The organism is Variovorax ginsengisoli (genome assembly GCF_030486595.1).
Classification (GTDB): Bacteria; Pseudomonadota; Gammaproteobacteria; order Burkholderiales; family Burkholderiaceae_C; genus Variovorax; species Variovorax ginsengisoli_B.
Genome location: NZ_JAUJZH010000035.1, coordinates 1 through 15,671 on the forward strand (window position 1 = coordinate 1; position 15,671 = coordinate 15,671).

Genomic DNA, 15,671 nt, shown 5'->3' on the forward strand with positions numbered 1-15,671 from the left:
GAGATACCATGAACCCCTTCACTCGCGTGCTTCCGTGATCGTCCACGATCACCTTGAAACACCGTCCGCGATCACGCTGAAACCAGCGTCCACGATCGCTGAAATGCGCAACACACTGGGATACACGCGATTCGACTGGTGACAGGGCCAGGGCCTATAAAGCGGTGCATGACCATTCGTCGACTCTTGCCCGGAACCCTGTTCTCCCGCGTGACGCTGATCATCGTGATCGGATTGACGATCGCGCAGTTGCTGACCTTCGCGGCGATCCGCTACGAACGCGGCGTCGCGATGCGCGAATTGATGATGAACGGAATCGAACGAGACATCGCCAGTTCGGTGGCGATCCTCGACCGACTGCCCGCCGCCGAAAGGGAGGGCTGGCTGAACCGACTCGAAAGGCGCAACTACCGCTTCGAACTCGGTGGCAGCGTACAGGGTTTCGCGCCTGAATCCTCCTCGTTGCAGGAGTTTGCCGCTGCGATCGTCCAGGCACTCCATCCGTTCGAAGTCGTCAAGGTGGCGGTGCCCGCCGATCCGGCCGAGGAACTCCAGATCCAGCTCAGGCTCAGCGACGGCAGCCCTGTGGTGGTCGACGCGAAAAGGGTCGGCATGCCGGTTTCCGACTGGGTCATGTGGGTGCTTGCGGTCCAGTTGGCCGTCCTGGCCTTCTGTGCCTGGCTCGCGGTCCGCCTGGTCACCCGGCCTCTAGCGCGGCTCGCCGCCGCGGCGGACGGCCTGGGACCCGACCTCACGGCGCGCGAGCTCGCCGAACACGGCCCGACCGAAGTCGCGCACGCCGCGCGCGCATTCAACGCCATGCAGCGCCGAATCGCGGGCTACATGGCTGAGCGCGTGGAGATCCTGGCGGCCATTTCGCACGACCTCCAGACACCCATCACCCGCATGCGGCTGCGCACCGAACTGATGGACAACGAACAGGACCAGCTCAAGTTCCGCCAGGATCTCGATGCCATGCATGCGCTGGTCAGGGAAGGTGTCACCTACGCGAGAACCCTCCACGGCACCAATGAGCCGGCCTGCCGGATCGATGCCGATGCGCTCCTGGAGAGCATGGTCGCGGACTACGAGGACTCCGGACATACGGTGGTGCTCGAGGGCCGGATCGGTGCCCCGATCATGACGCGGCCCAACGCGCTGCGCCGGATTCTGACCAACCTGATCGACAACGCCTTGAAGTTCGGGAGCGAGGTGTGCCTGCGAACGCGCATCGAGTCCGGCCGGCTCATGATCTCGGTCCTCGACAACGGACCAGGCATACCGGCTGATCAGCTGGACGCGGTTCTCAAGCCCTTCTACCGGGTGGAAGGCTCGCGCAACCGTGGCACCGGCGGAACCGGCCTCGGCCTGGCCATCGCGCAGCAGCTCGCCACGGCGATGAGCGCCGAGCTGAAGCTGCGCAACCGCGACGAAGGCGGGCTCGAAGCCCGACTGACGATCGATACGAATCGCCCATGAAGCCCGGCCGCCCGACCTGGCCGACCACGCTGAGGGTGTGGCCGGCGTCCTCGGAGTCGCAGCGCAGGCTGTCGAGAAGCGCGTCGCTTTCACGATCCGGCCGCCATGCTTGCGCCGCGTCGGCAAGCCGCCGCAGCGAACGGTTCGCGACCCGCAGAAACGCAATCGCGACAGGGAGATCATTGGACGATGGTGTCGCAAGACGGGCCTTCGCGCAGGCGAATGTCGAAAGCCAAGCGCAAACTTCGCCTCAGCCGAAGGTGAAGACATAGGCCTGGGCGCCGGGGTCCTCGAACTCGATCTCGAACAAGCGCGCCCCGCGCAGCCTGGACTGGCGTACCAGCTGATACAGCCTCTGCGCATCGATCGTTCCGTGGCCCTCGGCATCGACATCCGCGCCGTGGTCGGCGAGCGGCGGCTTGCCGTCCACGAGCACCCTGAAGCGCACCGGCTTTCCGTCGGCGCCGGGGCCCAGCACCAGGTGCAGGTCGCGCGCCTCGAAGCGATAGGCGATGCGACTGCCGGCAGCTCCGGCCACCGCGCGCTCGCGTTCCACGTTCCATTCGCCCTGGAGCGACCACTGATCGGTATCGAGCGAGGCGGCGCCCTGGTAGCGATGCGCGACATCGCGCACGATGCCTCCGCGGGGCACGAAGTTGCTCGCCCGCTCGTGCCCGAGGTAGGTTTCCTGCGACAGCGCCCGCGACGGCCCCGGTGCCGCCTGGGTGCCCTTCCCGACAGGCGCGACCAGATCCCGCGGGACCGCGTCCTTTCCTGCTTCCGCGAGAAGCTGCTGGATGACTTGTTCCGATTGCCCGTACTGGCCTTCGCCGAACTCGTGATGGCGGATACGCCCCTGGGCGTCCACGAAATAAAACGCCGGCCAGTACTGATTGCCGAAGGCGCGCCAGATCGCGAAATCGCTGTCGACTGCGACCGGAAAGCCGATGTCCAGGTCCTTGACTGCCCGGTGTACGTTCGAGGCACGCTTCTCGAAGGCGAACTCGGGCGAGTGGACCCCGATGACCACCAGGCCCGCGGCCTTGTACTTCTCCGCCCAGGCACGGACATAGGGCACCGTTCGCAGGCAGTTGATGCAGGAATAGGTCCAGAAGTCGACCAGCACCACCTTGCCGCGCAGATCCTCGCGGCTGAGAGCCGGCGAATTGAGCCACTCGGTCGCCCCTTCGAGCGAAGGCAGGACGCCCTCGATCGGGAGCGCGCGGGCGCTGGCGGGCCGGACTTCGGCCACCTTCATGAAGGCATCGTCTGCTCTGGCACCCGTGCCCGAAGGCAGGCCGCCGGGCAGCCGAAGCCCGCTTCGATCGAGGATGCGAGTCTCGAACTCCGAGGTGGTGGCCAGCGAGAGTCGACTGAGCGCACCGGTGTCCAGGCCCAGTGCGATCGCGCCGACGCCCACCAGCACCGCCACGCCCGCCGCGCGGCGGATCCAGTCGCCCACGGGCAGTGATCGCTTGAGCAGCGCTATCAGCCGTCCGCCGAAGAGCAACGCCAGTGCCAGGGAGGTGCCGGCACCCGACGCATAGGCGAGCAACAGCAGGGAGGTGCCCGCGCTGGCCCCGTTGAGTGCCGCTCCGGTCAGGATCAAGCCCAGGATCGGGCCCGCGCACGGCGCCCAAAGCAATCCGGTGCCGACGCCCAGGAGCAGCGGCGAAAAAACCGACCCTTGCGCGGGCCGCCCGCCGGGAGAGGACTCCGAGAGCCGAAGTCCGAGCGCCACGAGCGGCCTGCTCCACCGGTCGGCCAGGCTCGGAAAAAGCAGCGTGACGCCAAACAACGCAAGGACCGCGATCGCTGCGTAGCGGCCGTACGCATTGAGCTCGACCACCCAGCCGCCGCCCACCGCCGCCAGCGAGGCGATCGCCGCGAACGCAAGCGCCATGCCGATCAGCAGCGGCAGCCCGTGCGAGCGAAACGGCCGGTCGGCACGCGCGAAGACGAAGGGCAGCACCGGCAGGATGCAAGGGCTCAGGATGGTCAGTACGCCGCCCAGATAGGCAGCTATCAAGAAGAGCATGATCGTCGTTCCACAGGGCATGCGGGATGTCGCATGGAGTGGTTATAGACGCCGGAATGCCGGCTGGCTCGCGTTCTGTACACCTCTGTGTCAGAAGGCCCTGAGCACACATTTCATTTCATTCCGGAGCGCTTTCACAGCAGCGACTCCAGATCGCCCCGGCAGATCGCCAGCGCCTCGCCCCACAGCAGGCCCCTTTCGCCCATCGTCGAATTCCTCGGCGAAGGGGCTGTACCCCAGGATGTCCGACGGCGGCAGCATCAGGCTTGCGGCTGACCCGGCTTGTACCGACAAGTATCCGGAGGCGTCCCGAACACACTAGGTTGCGCGCGACTGGTCGGGCATTGAATCGGATCGTGTCGAAAGCCGCGCAATGTACGAAACCATACACTCCGGCGGGGCGATGGCCGATCGCGGGACTAAAACCATGCTTCCGCCATCCACCCCAATGAATGAACACCATGCGCATTCGATCCAACGTCATCGTCTCCACCTTCCTGGTTGCTTCCGCCCTTGCTGCGGCCGGCGCGCTTTCCTATGCTGCGCCCCCTGCCGGCAACTCCGGCGCGGCCGACGCGCCCAGGCCGGCGCCGGAGTTCCAGGGCATCGACACCTGGCTGAACTCCAAGCCACTGGCCCTCGAACAACTGCGCGGCAAGGTCGTGCTGGTGGATTTCTGGACCTACACCTGCATCAACTGCCTCAACCACCTTCCATCCATTCAAAGCTGGCATGAAAGATACAAGGATCAAGGCCTCGTGGTGGTCGGCGTGCATACGCCGGAGTTTCCCTACGAGAAGAGCACCAGCAACGTGCAGTCGGCCATCAATCGGCTGCACATCAAGCACGCCGTCGCCCAGGACAACAGCTACGCCACCTGGAAGGCCTACAGCAACAGTTACTGGCCCGCGGTGTACCTGATCGACAAGCAGGGCCGCATCGTCTACTCGCACTTCGGCGAGGGCAGCTACGGCGCGACCGAGAAGAAGATCCAGCAGCTTCTCGCAGAGCAACCCGCGGTCGGTTCATGACATGAGGAGGCTGTTGTTCTCGCTCTTGTTCCTGGCAGGCGGCGTGGCACACGAGTGGCGCAATCCGGTGAACTGCCAGTGCATCTCGGCGCGCCAGGTGATCGGTGCGGAGCGCGGCAGGCGCCGGCGCGGCGCCCTGTCGGACCGGTCCTGAGATGTCAGATCTTCGGCGCCGCGCCCGGCTCGCGCGTCATGGCGCGCCGAGACCGTGAGCATCGTTCGCTGCCGCGTCTCATCGACTTTCAACGGAACCTGCACCACCGGGGCCGGTTTCCTGCACGCTGGTTCAATTGGAATCCACTGCCACGATCGCTGGCATGTCCACGACGCCGAATTCGAAGATCGCCTCCGTTCCGAGATCGGCGAACGCCAGCACGCGCGAGGTCCTGATGGCCTGCGGTACGAGGCAGGCAAATATTCAGCCCGGGTGGCACGAAGGGAGCGTGGGCGAACCCACGCCGCACCGCTCAGGCGAGATTGAGCGTCACTTCGATGTTGCCGCGTGTGGCCTTCGAGTAGGGACAGGTCTGGTGCGCCGTATCGACGATCGCTTTCGCGACCGTGCGGTCGACGCCGGGCATCGAGACGTTGAGGCGGGCTCGCAGCAGATAGCCTGCATCGCCGAGGCCGAGGTCGACCTCCGTGTCGACCGCCAGATCCTTCGGAAGGGTGACCTGCATCCCCAGCGCTGCCTTGCCCATCGCGCCGATGAAGCAGGCCGACCAGCCCGCCGCGAACAGCTGTTCGGGGTTGGTGCCGGTGCCTGTCGAGCCAGGCGTGGACAGCTGGATGTCGAGTCGGCCATCGTCGCTGCGCGACGCGCCATCGTGACGGCCACCGGTCGTGTGGGTCTTGCCGGTGTAGACGATTTTGTTGATTTGGGACATGGTCATTTTTCCGCGGTGGGTTTCGGGGATTGCGAGGGGGAGCAAGGGGGAATAGTGGGGAGTGAGGGCGGGCGATCGCCTCAATGCGCGTGGGGCTGAGATGCCGCCGGACGCTCCGGGACGGTCACGGCAATGCTCTCGGCCGCCAGGATCTTGTGGGTCGGATCGGCGACCTCGATCAGCATCTTGTGGACGCCCGGCGTCAGTCCGACCACGATGATGGGATCTCCACTGGTGTGAGCCCAGGTGCCCGGCCGGTCGTCGACCGTCACGTGAAGATGGCCGACACGCGGCGAGACGCCGCGGGCGCCATCGCCGAAGACCGGAATGATCCGGACGTTCTCGGTTCGATACTGGAGGATGACGACCCCGCGTGCGAGGGGATCGGCCAAGGGCGGATACACGACGAGCTTCGCGGCCGGTTCCGATGCCAGCGGAATGACCGGCGCGGGACGACCGACGTCCGTCGCACCGGTCTGCGCCCCGGCAGTTGCCGATGCCAAGGCAAGCCCGGCGAACAGGCTGGCGGCGGCGATGAGGGATAGCTTCATAGAGGTCTCCGTCGAGGTTCGATGAGTGGTGACGGCGGAATTCTGGGCCCGCGACGGGTGCGCCGGCGCAATCCATGTATGCCTCTGTATCAGCCTGCCGAAACACGACACTACGTTTCATTGCCGCGGACCGTCTCCGCGACAGCGCAGGGGTGGCTGCTCTCGCCGTCTCGACATCGAGCTCCTCCCCGACGCGGCCCAGCAACTCGGGGCCCGGCCTTCGGTGACACCTTGGTATCAGCCATCAAGGCAGATTGATGCTCACCAGGTTGGTCTCGATTGCCTCATCAACCCGCGTTCTCGCTCGCGGCGAGCCGACCTGCCGTGTCAGCTCAGCGCACGGAAGAAATCACGCAGGTCAGTGACGATGGCTTGGGGTTCTTCCCAGGCGCCGAAATGGCCGCCGCTCGGGTGAAGCCGCCTCTGCCGGAGGTTGTAGTAGCGCTCGGCCCAGCGCCGCGGCGCGCTGCAAACCTCCTCCGGCAACACGGAGATGCCGACTGGTGATTCGACCACGGGCAGGCGGCCGTGGACCGGCGTCCAGGGATGGTGGGCCGCCTCGTAGTAGTAGCGTGCCGAAGTACCGTAGCTCTGGGTGACCCAGTAGATCATGATCGTGGTCAGCAGGTCGTCCTTGGTGAAGCGAGTCTCGACGTTGCCGTTGCAGTCGCTCCAGCTGCGTTGCTTCTCGACAATCCAGGAGGCCAGGCCGGCAGGTGAATCGTTGAGCGCTGCCGCGATGGTCTGCGGCTTGGTGCTTTGCAGCGCCGAATAGGCCGATTCGGTCGCGAAGAAGTTCTGCAGCCGGGCGGCGACGTGCGCCTCGTCGGGGTCATAGTCCCCGGCCGCCGGCATGCCGCCGGTGAACAGGTCCAGCGGAAGCGTCATCGTGAAGTGAACGCCCATCATGCGCTCGGAATATCGGTGCCCCAGATCGGCGGTGATCAATGCGCCCCAGTCGGCGCCGTGCGCCGCGAAGCGCGCATGGCCGAGACGATCCATGAGTTCCACCCACAGTGCGGAAGTACGCCAGAAGTTGACTCCGGTCTTGCGCAGCGGCGTGGAGAAGCCGTGGCCCGGCAGGGAAGGAATCACCAGGTCGAAGGCATCGGCGGGGTCGCCGCCGTAGGAGGCGGGATCGCTGAGTGGGCCGATCACCTTGTGGTATTCCCAGAACGTCCAGGGCCAGCCATGCGAAAGGATCAGCGGCTTTGGCTTGGGACCCTTGCCGCGCACGTGCATGAAGTGGATCGGCACACCGTCGATCTCGGTGCGGAACTGCGGGTACGAATTGATCTTGCGTTCGTGCGCTCGCCAGTCGTAGCCGTCGATCCAGTAGGCGATGAGGTCCTTGAGGTATGCGGTGTTGGTGCCGTACTGCCAGTCGTCGTTGGCGAAGTCATCGACCCAGCGCGTGAGCTTGAGGCGAGTCCGCAGGTCATCGAGGACCTGGTCGGCTACGTTGATGCGAAACTGTTCCATGTTCTTTCTCCTTGGACGGTGCGAGATCCAAGGACACTGTCCTTTGGATCCCGCTGGAAGCTACTTAGCTGCGCAGTGATCTGAAACCAGCGCGAAGCTCTTCGGAAAAGATCTTCGGTTGCTCCCACGCCGCGAAGTGGCCGCCCTTTTCAACCCGGTTGTAGTGAACGAGCGTCGGATACGCACGCTCGGTCCAACTGCGCGGAGCAGGGTAAAGCTCGTCGGGGAACACGCTGACCGCCACCGGCACCTTGACGCCCTTCGGCGAGAAGAAGGGCAGCTTGTTTTCTCCGTACAGCCTTGCGGCGGATACGCCGGTGTTCGTCAGCCAGAAGAGCGTGATGTTGTCGAGCACATCGTCCCGTGTGAGTCCCTCGGGATTGCCGTCGAAACTGCGGGCGATCAGTTCGAGGCTCTTCGCATCGTGGTCGATCATGAAGCTGGCGAGGAAGACCGGCGAGTCGGCCAGCCCGGTCAGCGTCTGCGGACGCGTCCCCATGAGGAAGGCATAGTAGACCTTCTTGTAGAAGGCCGACAGCTCGTCGAAAGCCTTCTTCTCGTCCGCCGAGAGTCCGGCGGGAGCCGCTGCGCCACCAAAAGCCGCTGCATCGACCTCGGGCGGAACCGTGCATGCCATGTTGGTATGGATGCCCACCAGGCCCGCAGGCGCCTGCACGCCCATCTGGTCGACCACGATCGCGCCCCAGTCGCCGCCTTGGGCCCCGTACCGCTTGTAGCCGAGGCGCTTCATCAGCACGTCCCATGCACGCGCAATGCGTTCCGGGCCCCAGCCAGTCTGGCTGGGCTTGCCGGAGAATCCATAGCCTGGCATGGACGGGATCACGAGGTCGAAGGCGTCCGCCGCACTACCGCCATGTGCCGTCGGATTCGTCAACGGTTCGATGATCTTGAGCTGCTCCACGACCGAGCCGGGCCAGCCATGAGAGACCAGCAGCGGCAGCGCATTCGGGTGTTTCGAGCGAATGTGCATGAAGTGGATGTCGAGACCATCGATCTCCGTGATGAACTGCGGGTAGGCATTCAACTTCGATTCGACCTTTCGCCAGTCGTACCCGGTGGCCCAGTAGCTGGCGAGCTTGCGGATCGTGGCGTCCGGCACGCCTTGCGAGAAGTCGGAGACCGGCTCTCGTTCCGGGAAGCGTGTCGCCTTGATTCGCCGGCGCAGTTCGGCAAGGTCCGACTCCGGGAAGTTGACGTGGAAGGGCCGGATGGCAACGCCGTCCGTGCCGAGTTCGGTGACTTGGTTCATGGCTTGAGACCTTTCTGAAAGACTGAAGAGACCTAGCGTGCTTGCAGCGGTTGCCGCTGCAGCCCCGCAAAAGAGACGACGACCGAGATCGGGTTCCTGATGCATGCAAACTCCTTGGCAACCGGTGGCTGCAATCGGGTGTGACTGCAAACGTTCACAACCCGGGAGTGAGAATGCAGGGCATTGCCATTGGCTTGTATTGCGCGGTGGTCGCATGGTTCCGGCCTTGGGTATCGGCGGGCACGACTCCCGTACGTGAATCTCCGGAAGTCTCCAACCAGCGAAGCGATTGCATGCGTACATGGTTGGGTACTCCGAACCTTGGTTCAGGGCACGCCTTCAATTGAGCAATGGCAGTGCGTCGCGAGTGGAAGTCCACCCGTTGATGAGTGCCGTGAGGAGTCGAGCGGCGAAGGTCAGCGCGCGCGGATTCGACAACAGGCGCTCTACTTGCGAACTGCGGGCGACTCCGACGGCGCACCAGGAGCAGAAGTGCTCGCAGTTGTTGCGCAGTACGTCGTATGCGCCTTCGCCCAGGCGAGAGCAGGCACGCGCCACGACTTCGAAGTCGGCGAACACGGCTTGAGCCTCATCGCGCACATGAACCGAGCGGCCGCCGGCGAACTCCGCGAGACTGACCTTCGCGATCCGGCCGCGGCGCAGCGACGTGGACAGCCCCTGATAGTGGACAACCTGGCCTGCTCCGACGTAGATGCCATGGTGCGTGTACCAGCGGCGAGGCGTCACGATGTGCGCGCCGAGCGGAAAGTCCACGTCTGGCCAAGCGGTCGTTTGCATCATGAACTCCTCGGCAACCCGTGGCTGCATTCGGGTGTGACTGCAAATGTTCACAACCCGGGAGTCAGGATGCCGAGGACTGCGGTTGGCTTGTATTGCGCCGTGGTCGAGCGCTTCGACCTGCTGGCATCGACGCACGCGATGTCTGCACGCGAATCGTGGCGCCTTTCAACCAGCGTGCAATGCGCCCGCGAAGATGGTTGGGCGAGCTGAACCTTGGTTCAGGGAAGCACTGGCAGCGTGAACCTGAAGGTTGCGCCGCGCGTCTGATCGGCGCCTGCCCAGAGCCGGCCACCGTGGGCATCGATGATGGAGCGGCAGATCGGAAGGCCGATCCCCAGTCCGCTGGCCTTGGTGGTGTAGAACGAGTCGAAAACCCGGTCGAGATCGGCCGGCGCGATGCCGGGGCCCGAGTCGCCGACCGTGACGAGTTGTTGGCCTTCCGACGGGGTCGATTCGGTGCAGATGACGAGCTTCCGCTCACTCGCGTCGACGCCGCCCATCGCGTCGATCGCGTTGAGGATGAGGTTCAGCATCACCTGCTGCAGCTGCACCCGATCGCCGCGGATCTGCGGCAGCCCCTCCGCGAGATGCGTCTCGACCACGACCTGATTCTTCGACAGCTCTCCCCGCACGAGTGCGATGACGTTGCCGATGGCGTCGTTCAAGTCCACGCTTTCCCTCCGGGGAGGCGCCTTCCTGACTTGATCGCGGATTCGCCCGACGATGCTGCCGGCCCGGTAGGTGTCGCTCACCACGCACTCCAGAGCCTCGGTGACTTCCGCCAGCTCCGGGGGATCCCTGGCGAGAAAGCGCAATGCCGCGTGAGCGTTGTTGCGTGCCGCGCCGATCGGCTGATTGACTTCATGCGCGATGGATGCGGCAAGTTGCCCCATGGTGGCCAAGCGGTTCGCGTGTGCCAATTCCGTCTGCACCTCGCGCATGGCGTCCGCGGCGCGCTTTCGCTCCGTCAGGTCGAGTACGAATGCGACGCCCTGGTACGCGTCCTCTTCGAATGTTGCGGCGCCAATCAGGACCGGGACGCGTCTGCCATCCTTCCGGAAAAATTCCTTTTCATAGGGCTGCACCCGACCCGTCGCCTTCAGCTCCGGGACCAGGGTCTGATCTTCACGCTCGCGCCACTCTGGCGGCGTCAGGTCCGTCCAACGGATCCGCCCCGACGAGAGATCTTCCTCGTCGTATCCCAGCATGAGAAGAAAAGCCCTGTTCGCCTGCAGGATCCTGCCTTTGAGGTCCCAGAAGAAGATCCCGATGATGTTGGCGTCCACCAGGCGTCGAATCCTGGCCTCTCGTTCGGCAAGGTCGCGGTACAAGCGCGCGTTCTCCATCGAGATGGCGGCCTCCGACGCCAGCAGCTTGAGGACCGCCATTCGAGCGGGGGTAAAGGCGCCGATCGTCAGGTTGTTCTCCAGGTAGAGCATGCCAAGCATCCTGGTCTGCTTGAGTATCGGCAGGCAGAGCAAAGACCGCGCGCGGTGCTCCCGGATGTAGTCGTCGGCCGAGAACGGGTTGTCGCCCGAGGCGTCGTGCAGCAGTACGCTCTCTTTGGTACGCAGTGTGTAGCGGAAGACCGAGCCCGGCAGATCTGCTGCGGTGATGTTCGTCCGTCGGATTTCGACCTGCGCCCTGTCGCTGCGGATCGTCGCTTCCGCTTCGATCTGAAATTCGTCCCCTCGCGCAAGGATCAGCACACCCCGTTCGGCGCCGGCATGCTCGATGGCAGTGCGCACCAAGGTGTCGATCAGCTTCTCCAGGACGATCTCGCCCGACAGCGCCTCGGAGACCTTCATCACAGTTGCGAGGTCGAGGTGTTCGACCATGGTCTGAATCGAGGCGCCGGGCTCCGGGATCGCCTTGCCCGCCAGCAACCGGGGATGCAACTGCTCGAGCTGTCGGGCCTTGCCGTCAGCGCCCCAGCGGAGGTAGCAGTCATGGGCATCCCTCAGGTAGGTCATCGCAATCTTCTCGAAGCCGCGCGCCGCGTAGAAGCACCCGGCACGCTCATTGGCAATCGCTTCGTTGTTGACGAAGCCGTGGGTGTGCGCCGAACGAATGGATCGCTCGAAGAGGTCCTGGGCGTCGAGCACGCGGCCGCCGATCCTGGCGATCTCCGCCTCAACGAGCGCTGCTCGACTCTCGAAGGTGACAGGGTTGTGCTCGGACCACACTTCGATCTGCTTGTGGTGACCTGCCAAGGCGTCGAGGTGCAGCTGTTTCTGGCCGGGCGCGGCGGACTCGCAAGCCGCAGCGCGAGCCAGCGCGGCATAGAAATGAAAGTCGGCGGCTTCGAAGTTGGCCGCCGCGCGCCAGAGCAGCCGTTGCGCATTCAGCGCCGCATCAATTGCGGCGGAATGGTCGCCCGCAAGACATCGCGCCTGCAACTTGCGAACCCAGTAGTAAAACTCGGGAAGCCCCAGATTCGGCTCGCTGGCCAAGCGGTGCTCGGCATCACGCTCGCTATACCCCTCGTGATCCAGCAGGCCGAAGCGCGCGTTCAAGCCGCGCAGCGTCCGTGCCAGCCCGAGCTGCGCGCTGCAAGTCGCATGGACAAGACCCATCTGGGCCTTGCTCGAGAACGCCAGACCGTCCTCGGCTTCTTTCTGGATTTCGGCGAGATGGTCTCCCACCGCCAGCCCGATCGTGATCGATCGTTCCAGGCTGTACCCCGCAAACGCGATCTCGCCGTTTCGGTACGCGACATCGAACGCTCGGCGCACCAGCTCGAGCCCACTCGCTGGATGCTTCGTCCACGGGATGACCAGTGACCCCACGCACAGATAGGTCCGTGCCTGATAGCGGATCAGGCCACGTTTCTCGACCAGGTCATATCCCAGCTGGCCGAAGCGGAATCCATCCTGGTAGTTGTCGAAGCGAGGCCCTGAAAAGAACGCCATCCAGACGTAGCCGAAGCACGACGCGTCGCAATTTCCGTGTTCGAGGCTGAGACCGACGAGGCGGCAGACGACGAGCGACGCCAGGTGCTCGTCGAAGTAGAAGGACGGCAGGGCAGCTTCCAGAAAGACGTCGAAGGTGTCCAGCACCTCGGAGTCCGTGATCAGAGGGAGGTCCAGAAGATCCTCGATCTGGCGACTGCCAAGCAGCGCCCGCGTCCGCTCGTACTCGCGCATCGCATCTTCGCGCGTTGGATGAATCGACCAGACGGTGCCGTCGCGGCGGAGCCAGTCAAGGAATACCGCGAGCCCTTGGTCGCTCTTGTCCCAGGTGGTGTAGAGCGCGATCCTCAAACGCGTGGCCGCGATGTGGTCGTGGCGGCAGCTTGCGCGTTGGGCCAGGTGCGCGAGTCGCGTCTCGGCGGCAGGCAGGTCCCCAGTCAACAGCTCACATTCCGCGACCAGATACTCGATGGAGAACATGAGTTCGTAGTTGCGTTCCCACGTCTTCCTGCTCAGCAAGCCGAGGCCGGCATGGAGATACTTGAGAGCCGACTCGAACGCCGTCGAGAGCCTGGCGCGTCGGCCTGCGATCAGGTTCAGGTTGGCGACGCGCTCACGCTCCGCGAGCGAATTGATGAGGTGGGCGCCGCGGTTCAGCTGGTTGACAATTTCGAAGATGGCCTCTTCCCGCTTCTCGGGGGGCGTATGTTCGGCCAGAAGCGTGCCAAGGCGCAGGTGCGTCGCGGCACGCAGTTCCTGGGGAACGAGCAGGTAGGCCGCCTCTTGCACACGGTCATGCAGAAAGCGGTAGCCGTCGTTCGACCGGAATATCAATCCGGCCCGCGCCGCCTCCCACAAATGATCGTGCAGTTCCTCGATGGTCTCCTGGCAAGCCATTCGCAGCACGTCGAACCCGGCGCTGCTTCCCAGGCAGGCAAACTGATGCAGGGTCTTCCGAGTTGCCGACGGCAGGCGGTTCAGCTTCCCGAGCATCAGCGCCACGACATTGTCGGTGTAGCCCTTCGCACGGATGAGACCCAGATCCCACGACCATCGACCTTCTTCGTAGTCGAAGGCCAGCAGACCCTCGTCTGCCAAGCCGGATATGAACTGGATCGCAAAAAATGGATTGCCACTCGTCTTCCCGTGGATCAATTGCGCCAAGGGGGCGACCCGCTCAGGTCCACAGCGAAAAGAATCCGAAAGCAGGTGGGCCAAATGGTCGCGGTCCAGCGGGGCGAGCACGATTTCCTGCAACGCAGTACCGGCCTGGCGGATGGCGTCCAGCTTGCGCACCAGAGGGTGGGTGGCGCTGACCTCGTTGTCTCGATAGGCGCCGATCAGCAGAAGATTCTTGACATCAGGGGACGTCAGCAGGTTCTCGATCAGATCGAGAGTGGCCGAGTCCAGCCATTGCAGATCGTCAAGGAAAAGTGCGAGCGGATGCTCGGGCCGTGCGAATACCCCGATGAAGCGCCGCAAGACCAGCTGAAAGCGCCCTTGCGCATCCTGCGCGGCAAGTTCGGGCACAGGCGGCTGGTCCCCGATGATGTGCTTGAGTTCCGGGACCAGCTCGACCATGAGGAGTCCGTGGGGATCGAGCGCCTCGTGAAGCGCCTCCCGCCATCTGCCCAGCTCTTCTTCGTCCTTTGCCAGAAGCGGCCGGATCAGCCCCTGAAAGGCCTGCGCGAGCGTGGCGTACGGGATGTCGCGCTTGTACTGGTCGAACTTGCCCGTCGCAAACAGGCCTCGCGGCGGGACGAGCGGCTTTTGCAGCTCATTGACGACCGCGGATTTGCCGATGCCCGAGTACCCGGAGACGAGCACCAGTTCGGGCCCGCCGCCGGCGATGGTGCGATCGAAGGCCGCGAGCAGGGAGGCGACCTCCGATTCGCGCCCGTATAGTTTCTCGGGGATCATGAGGCGATCTGGCGCGTCGCGACCTCCCGGCGCGAAATCATGAATGCGGCCGTGCGTGTTCCATTCCGCGAGGCAGCGGCGGAGGTCGCTCTCGACGCCTGCCGCTGACTGATAGCGCTGCTCGACGGTCTTGGCCAGCAGCTTCATGACGATGCCGGAGACCGCGACCGGAATGCTCGTCAATCGCTCGCTGGGGTTGATCGGCTGCCGCGCGATGTGGGAATGCACCCACTCCATCGGGTCGGTTGCCGTGAACGGAAGACGGCCGGTCAGCATCTCATAGAAGGTGACTCCGAGCGAGTACAGATCGCTCCGGGAATCGATGGAGCGATTCACCCGACCGGTCTGCTCGGGCGCCATGTAGGCGAGCGTTCCCGCGATGAACTCGGGAGGTTCGGGTGCCTGCCTTTCGCGCGGCAGGCGCGATGCAATGCCGAAGCCGGTGAGCCAGACGCGCTCGGTCGTTGAATCCACGATCACATTGGCAGGCTTGAGGTCCTTGTGAATGAGGCCACGCCCATGAAGCCGGCCCAGTGCGGCCGACATCGCCGTCGCAATTCGCAGGAACAGGCCGGTTTCCATGGCGTGGTGCATCAGGCGATCCAGAGGCGCACCACCTGCAAAGTCGACCACCAGCATCGTCTGTCCGGCTTCACGCACCAGTTCTACCGGGCGCAATGCCCATGCCGCGTCGAGATGATCCTTGAGTTCGTACTCGTGTACGAGACGAAGGATCTGTCCTTGATTCGAATGCCCGATGCCGGAAACCACAGGCATGAAGGCGTGTCGGTCGCAGTCGGAGCCATCGCTGATCAGTCTGCAGAAGGCACGCTCGGCGTCTTCCCACAGCACTTCTGAACAGACATCGCCGGAATCGCGGCCGAGCGCATTCATGGTGCGACTCGCGGCTTGCAGCCGCCGGCGACGGCATGGCGAAGACAATCCATCAAGAAGGCCTCGTCCAACGGCTTGTGCAGGTAGCAGGCCACGCCCAGGCTCGACATCCGTTGCCGGACGCCTTCTTCCGCGTGGGCCGTGATCAGGATCGTCGGGATCGCGCGCCCCATCGCGATCAGGTACTCGCACAAATCGACACCCGTCATGTCCGGCATATGAACGTCTGTGACCAGGCAAGCGGTAGCTGGCAGGAGGGAAGACGCAAGGAACTCGCCAGCCGACGGAAACACCGCGACTGCATAGCCGTGCGATTTGAGCAGTCTTCGCAGCGAGTCGCGAAAGGCCTCGTCGTCATCGACGACGGAAACTAGGGACGGCTCAACCAAATCTGCCTCCGGTGGGT

At 64.3% G+C, this 15,671-nt stretch carries 11 protein-coding genes and 1 pseudogene; 3 read left to right on the forward strand and 9 right to left on the reverse strand.

Annotated elements, in window-relative coordinates:
• The first annotated feature begins 168 nt into the window (after positions 1 to 168).
• Positions 169 to 1,479, forward strand: coding sequence for an ATP-binding protein (locus QZH52_RS32820; RefSeq protein ID WP_301815414.1), 1,311 nt, complete (start codon positions 169 to 171; stop codon positions 1,477 to 1,479).
• A gap of 250 nt (positions 1,480 to 1,729) precedes the next feature.
• Here QZH52_RS32820 and QZH52_RS32825 read toward each other — a convergent pair whose 3' ends face one another.
• The gene (locus tag QZH52_RS32825) at positions 1,730 to 3,517 is read right to left on the reverse strand and encodes a cytochrome c biogenesis protein DipZ (protein WP_301815317.1); all 1,788 of its coding nucleotides are present in this window, start codon (positions 3,515 to 3,517) and stop codon (positions 1,730 to 1,732) included.
• A gap of 461 nt (positions 3,518 to 3,978) precedes the next feature.
• On the opposite strand from QZH52_RS32825, the gene QZH52_RS32830 reads away from it, so the two are divergent.
• Both QZH52_RS32830 and QZH52_RS32835 read left to right on the forward strand, forming a co-directional pair.
• On the forward strand, positions 3,979 to 4,548 hold the full coding sequence (locus tag QZH52_RS32830; protein WP_301815318.1) for a thioredoxin family protein: 570 nt from the start codon (positions 3,979 to 3,981) through the stop codon (positions 4,546 to 4,548).
• 1 nt (position 4,549) lies between these two features.
• Entirely contained in the window at positions 4,550 to 4,702 is a 153-nt protein-coding gene (locus QZH52_RS32835; RefSeq protein WP_301815319.1) for a hypothetical protein, read from the forward strand.
• A 135-nt stretch (positions 4,703 to 4,837) separates the two neighbouring features.
• Here QZH52_RS32835 and QZH52_RS32840 read toward each other — a convergent pair.
• The 8 genes and pseudogenes from QZH52_RS32840 to QZH52_RS32875 all read right to left on the reverse strand — a co-directional run.
• A pseudogene (locus QZH52_RS32840) lies at positions 4,838 to 4,960 on the reverse strand (fumarate hydratase C-terminal domain-containing protein); the annotation flags it as partial.
• 55 nt (positions 4,961 to 5,015) lie between these two features.
• Positions 5,016 to 5,435 (reverse strand): organic hydroperoxide resistance protein, encoded by a 420-nt coding sequence (locus tag QZH52_RS32845; RefSeq protein WP_301815320.1) that lies wholly within the window; start codon positions 5,433 to 5,435, stop codon positions 5,016 to 5,018.
• Between the two features lie 80 nt (positions 5,436 to 5,515).
• Entirely contained in the window at positions 5,516 to 5,986 is a 471-nt protein-coding gene (locus QZH52_RS32850; RefSeq protein WP_301815321.1) for a DUF6130 family protein, read from the reverse strand.
• 327 nt (positions 5,987 to 6,313) lie between these two features.
• Entirely contained in the window at positions 6,314 to 7,468 is a 1,155-nt protein-coding gene (locus tag QZH52_RS32855; protein WP_301815322.1) for an epoxide hydrolase family protein, read from the reverse strand.
• Between the two features lie 64 nt (positions 7,469 to 7,532).
• Positions 7,533 to 8,843, reverse strand: a complete 1,311-nt coding sequence (locus QZH52_RS32860; RefSeq protein WP_301815323.1) for an epoxide hydrolase family protein — start codon at positions 8,841 to 8,843, stop codon at positions 7,533 to 7,535.
• A 234-nt stretch (positions 8,844 to 9,077) separates the two neighbouring features.
• Complete coding sequence (locus tag QZH52_RS32865; protein WP_301815324.1) at positions 9,078 to 9,539, reverse strand: lecithin retinol acyltransferase family protein; 462 nt, start codon at positions 9,537 to 9,539, stop codon at positions 9,078 to 9,080.
• Between the two features lie 218 nt (positions 9,540 to 9,757).
• Entirely contained in the window at positions 9,758 to 15,265 is a 5,508-nt protein-coding gene (locus QZH52_RS32870) for a trifunctional serine/threonine-protein kinase/ATP-binding protein/sensor histidine kinase (RefSeq protein ID WP_301815326.1), read from the reverse strand.
• A complete protein-coding gene (locus tag QZH52_RS32875; RefSeq protein WP_301815328.1) occupies positions 15,262 to 15,654 on the reverse strand; it encodes a response regulator transcription factor in 393 nt (130 codons plus the stop codon). Before QZH52_RS32875 ends, QZH52_RS32870 begins: the two co-directional genes overlap by 4 nt.
• Positions 15,655 to 15,671 lie beyond the last annotated feature (17 nt).

Excerpts from the sequence above, each read along its gene's own strand:
- QZH52_RS32820 (WP_301815414.1), top strand. The coding sequence starts at position 169 with ATGACCATTCGTCGACTCTTGCCCGGAACCCTGTTCTCCCGCGTGACG.
- QZH52_RS32825 (WP_301815317.1), bottom strand. The coding sequence starts at position 3,517 with ATGCTCTTCTTGATAGCTGCCTATCTGGGCGGCGTACTGACCATCCTG.
- QZH52_RS32830 (WP_301815318.1), top strand. The coding sequence starts at position 3,979 with ATGCGCATTCGATCCAACGTCATCGTCTCCACCTTCCTGGTTGCTTCC.
- QZH52_RS32835 (WP_301815319.1), top strand. The coding sequence starts at position 4,550 with ATGAGGAGGCTGTTGTTCTCGCTCTTGTTCCTGGCAGGCGGCGTGGCA.
- QZH52_RS32845 (WP_301815320.1), bottom strand. The coding sequence starts at position 5,435 with ATGTCCCAAATCAACAAAATCGTCTACACCGGCAAGACCCACACGACC.
- QZH52_RS32850 (WP_301815321.1), bottom strand. The coding sequence starts at position 5,986 with ATGAAGCTATCCCTCATCGCCGCCGCCAGCCTGTTCGCCGGGCTTGCC.
- QZH52_RS32855 (WP_301815322.1), bottom strand. The coding sequence starts at position 7,468 with ATGGAACAGTTTCGCATCAACGTAGCCGACCAGGTCCTCGATGACCTG.
- QZH52_RS32860 (WP_301815323.1), bottom strand. The coding sequence starts at position 8,843 with ATGCATCAGGAACCCGATCTCGGTCGTCGTCTCTTTTGCGGGGCTGCA.
- QZH52_RS32865 (WP_301815324.1), bottom strand. The coding sequence starts at position 9,539 with ATGATGCAAACGACCGCTTGGCCAGACGTGGACTTTCCGCTCGGCGCG.
- QZH52_RS32870 (WP_301815326.1), bottom strand. The coding sequence starts at position 15,265 with ATGAATGCGCTCGGCCGCGATTCCGGCGATGTCTGTTCAGAAGTGCTG.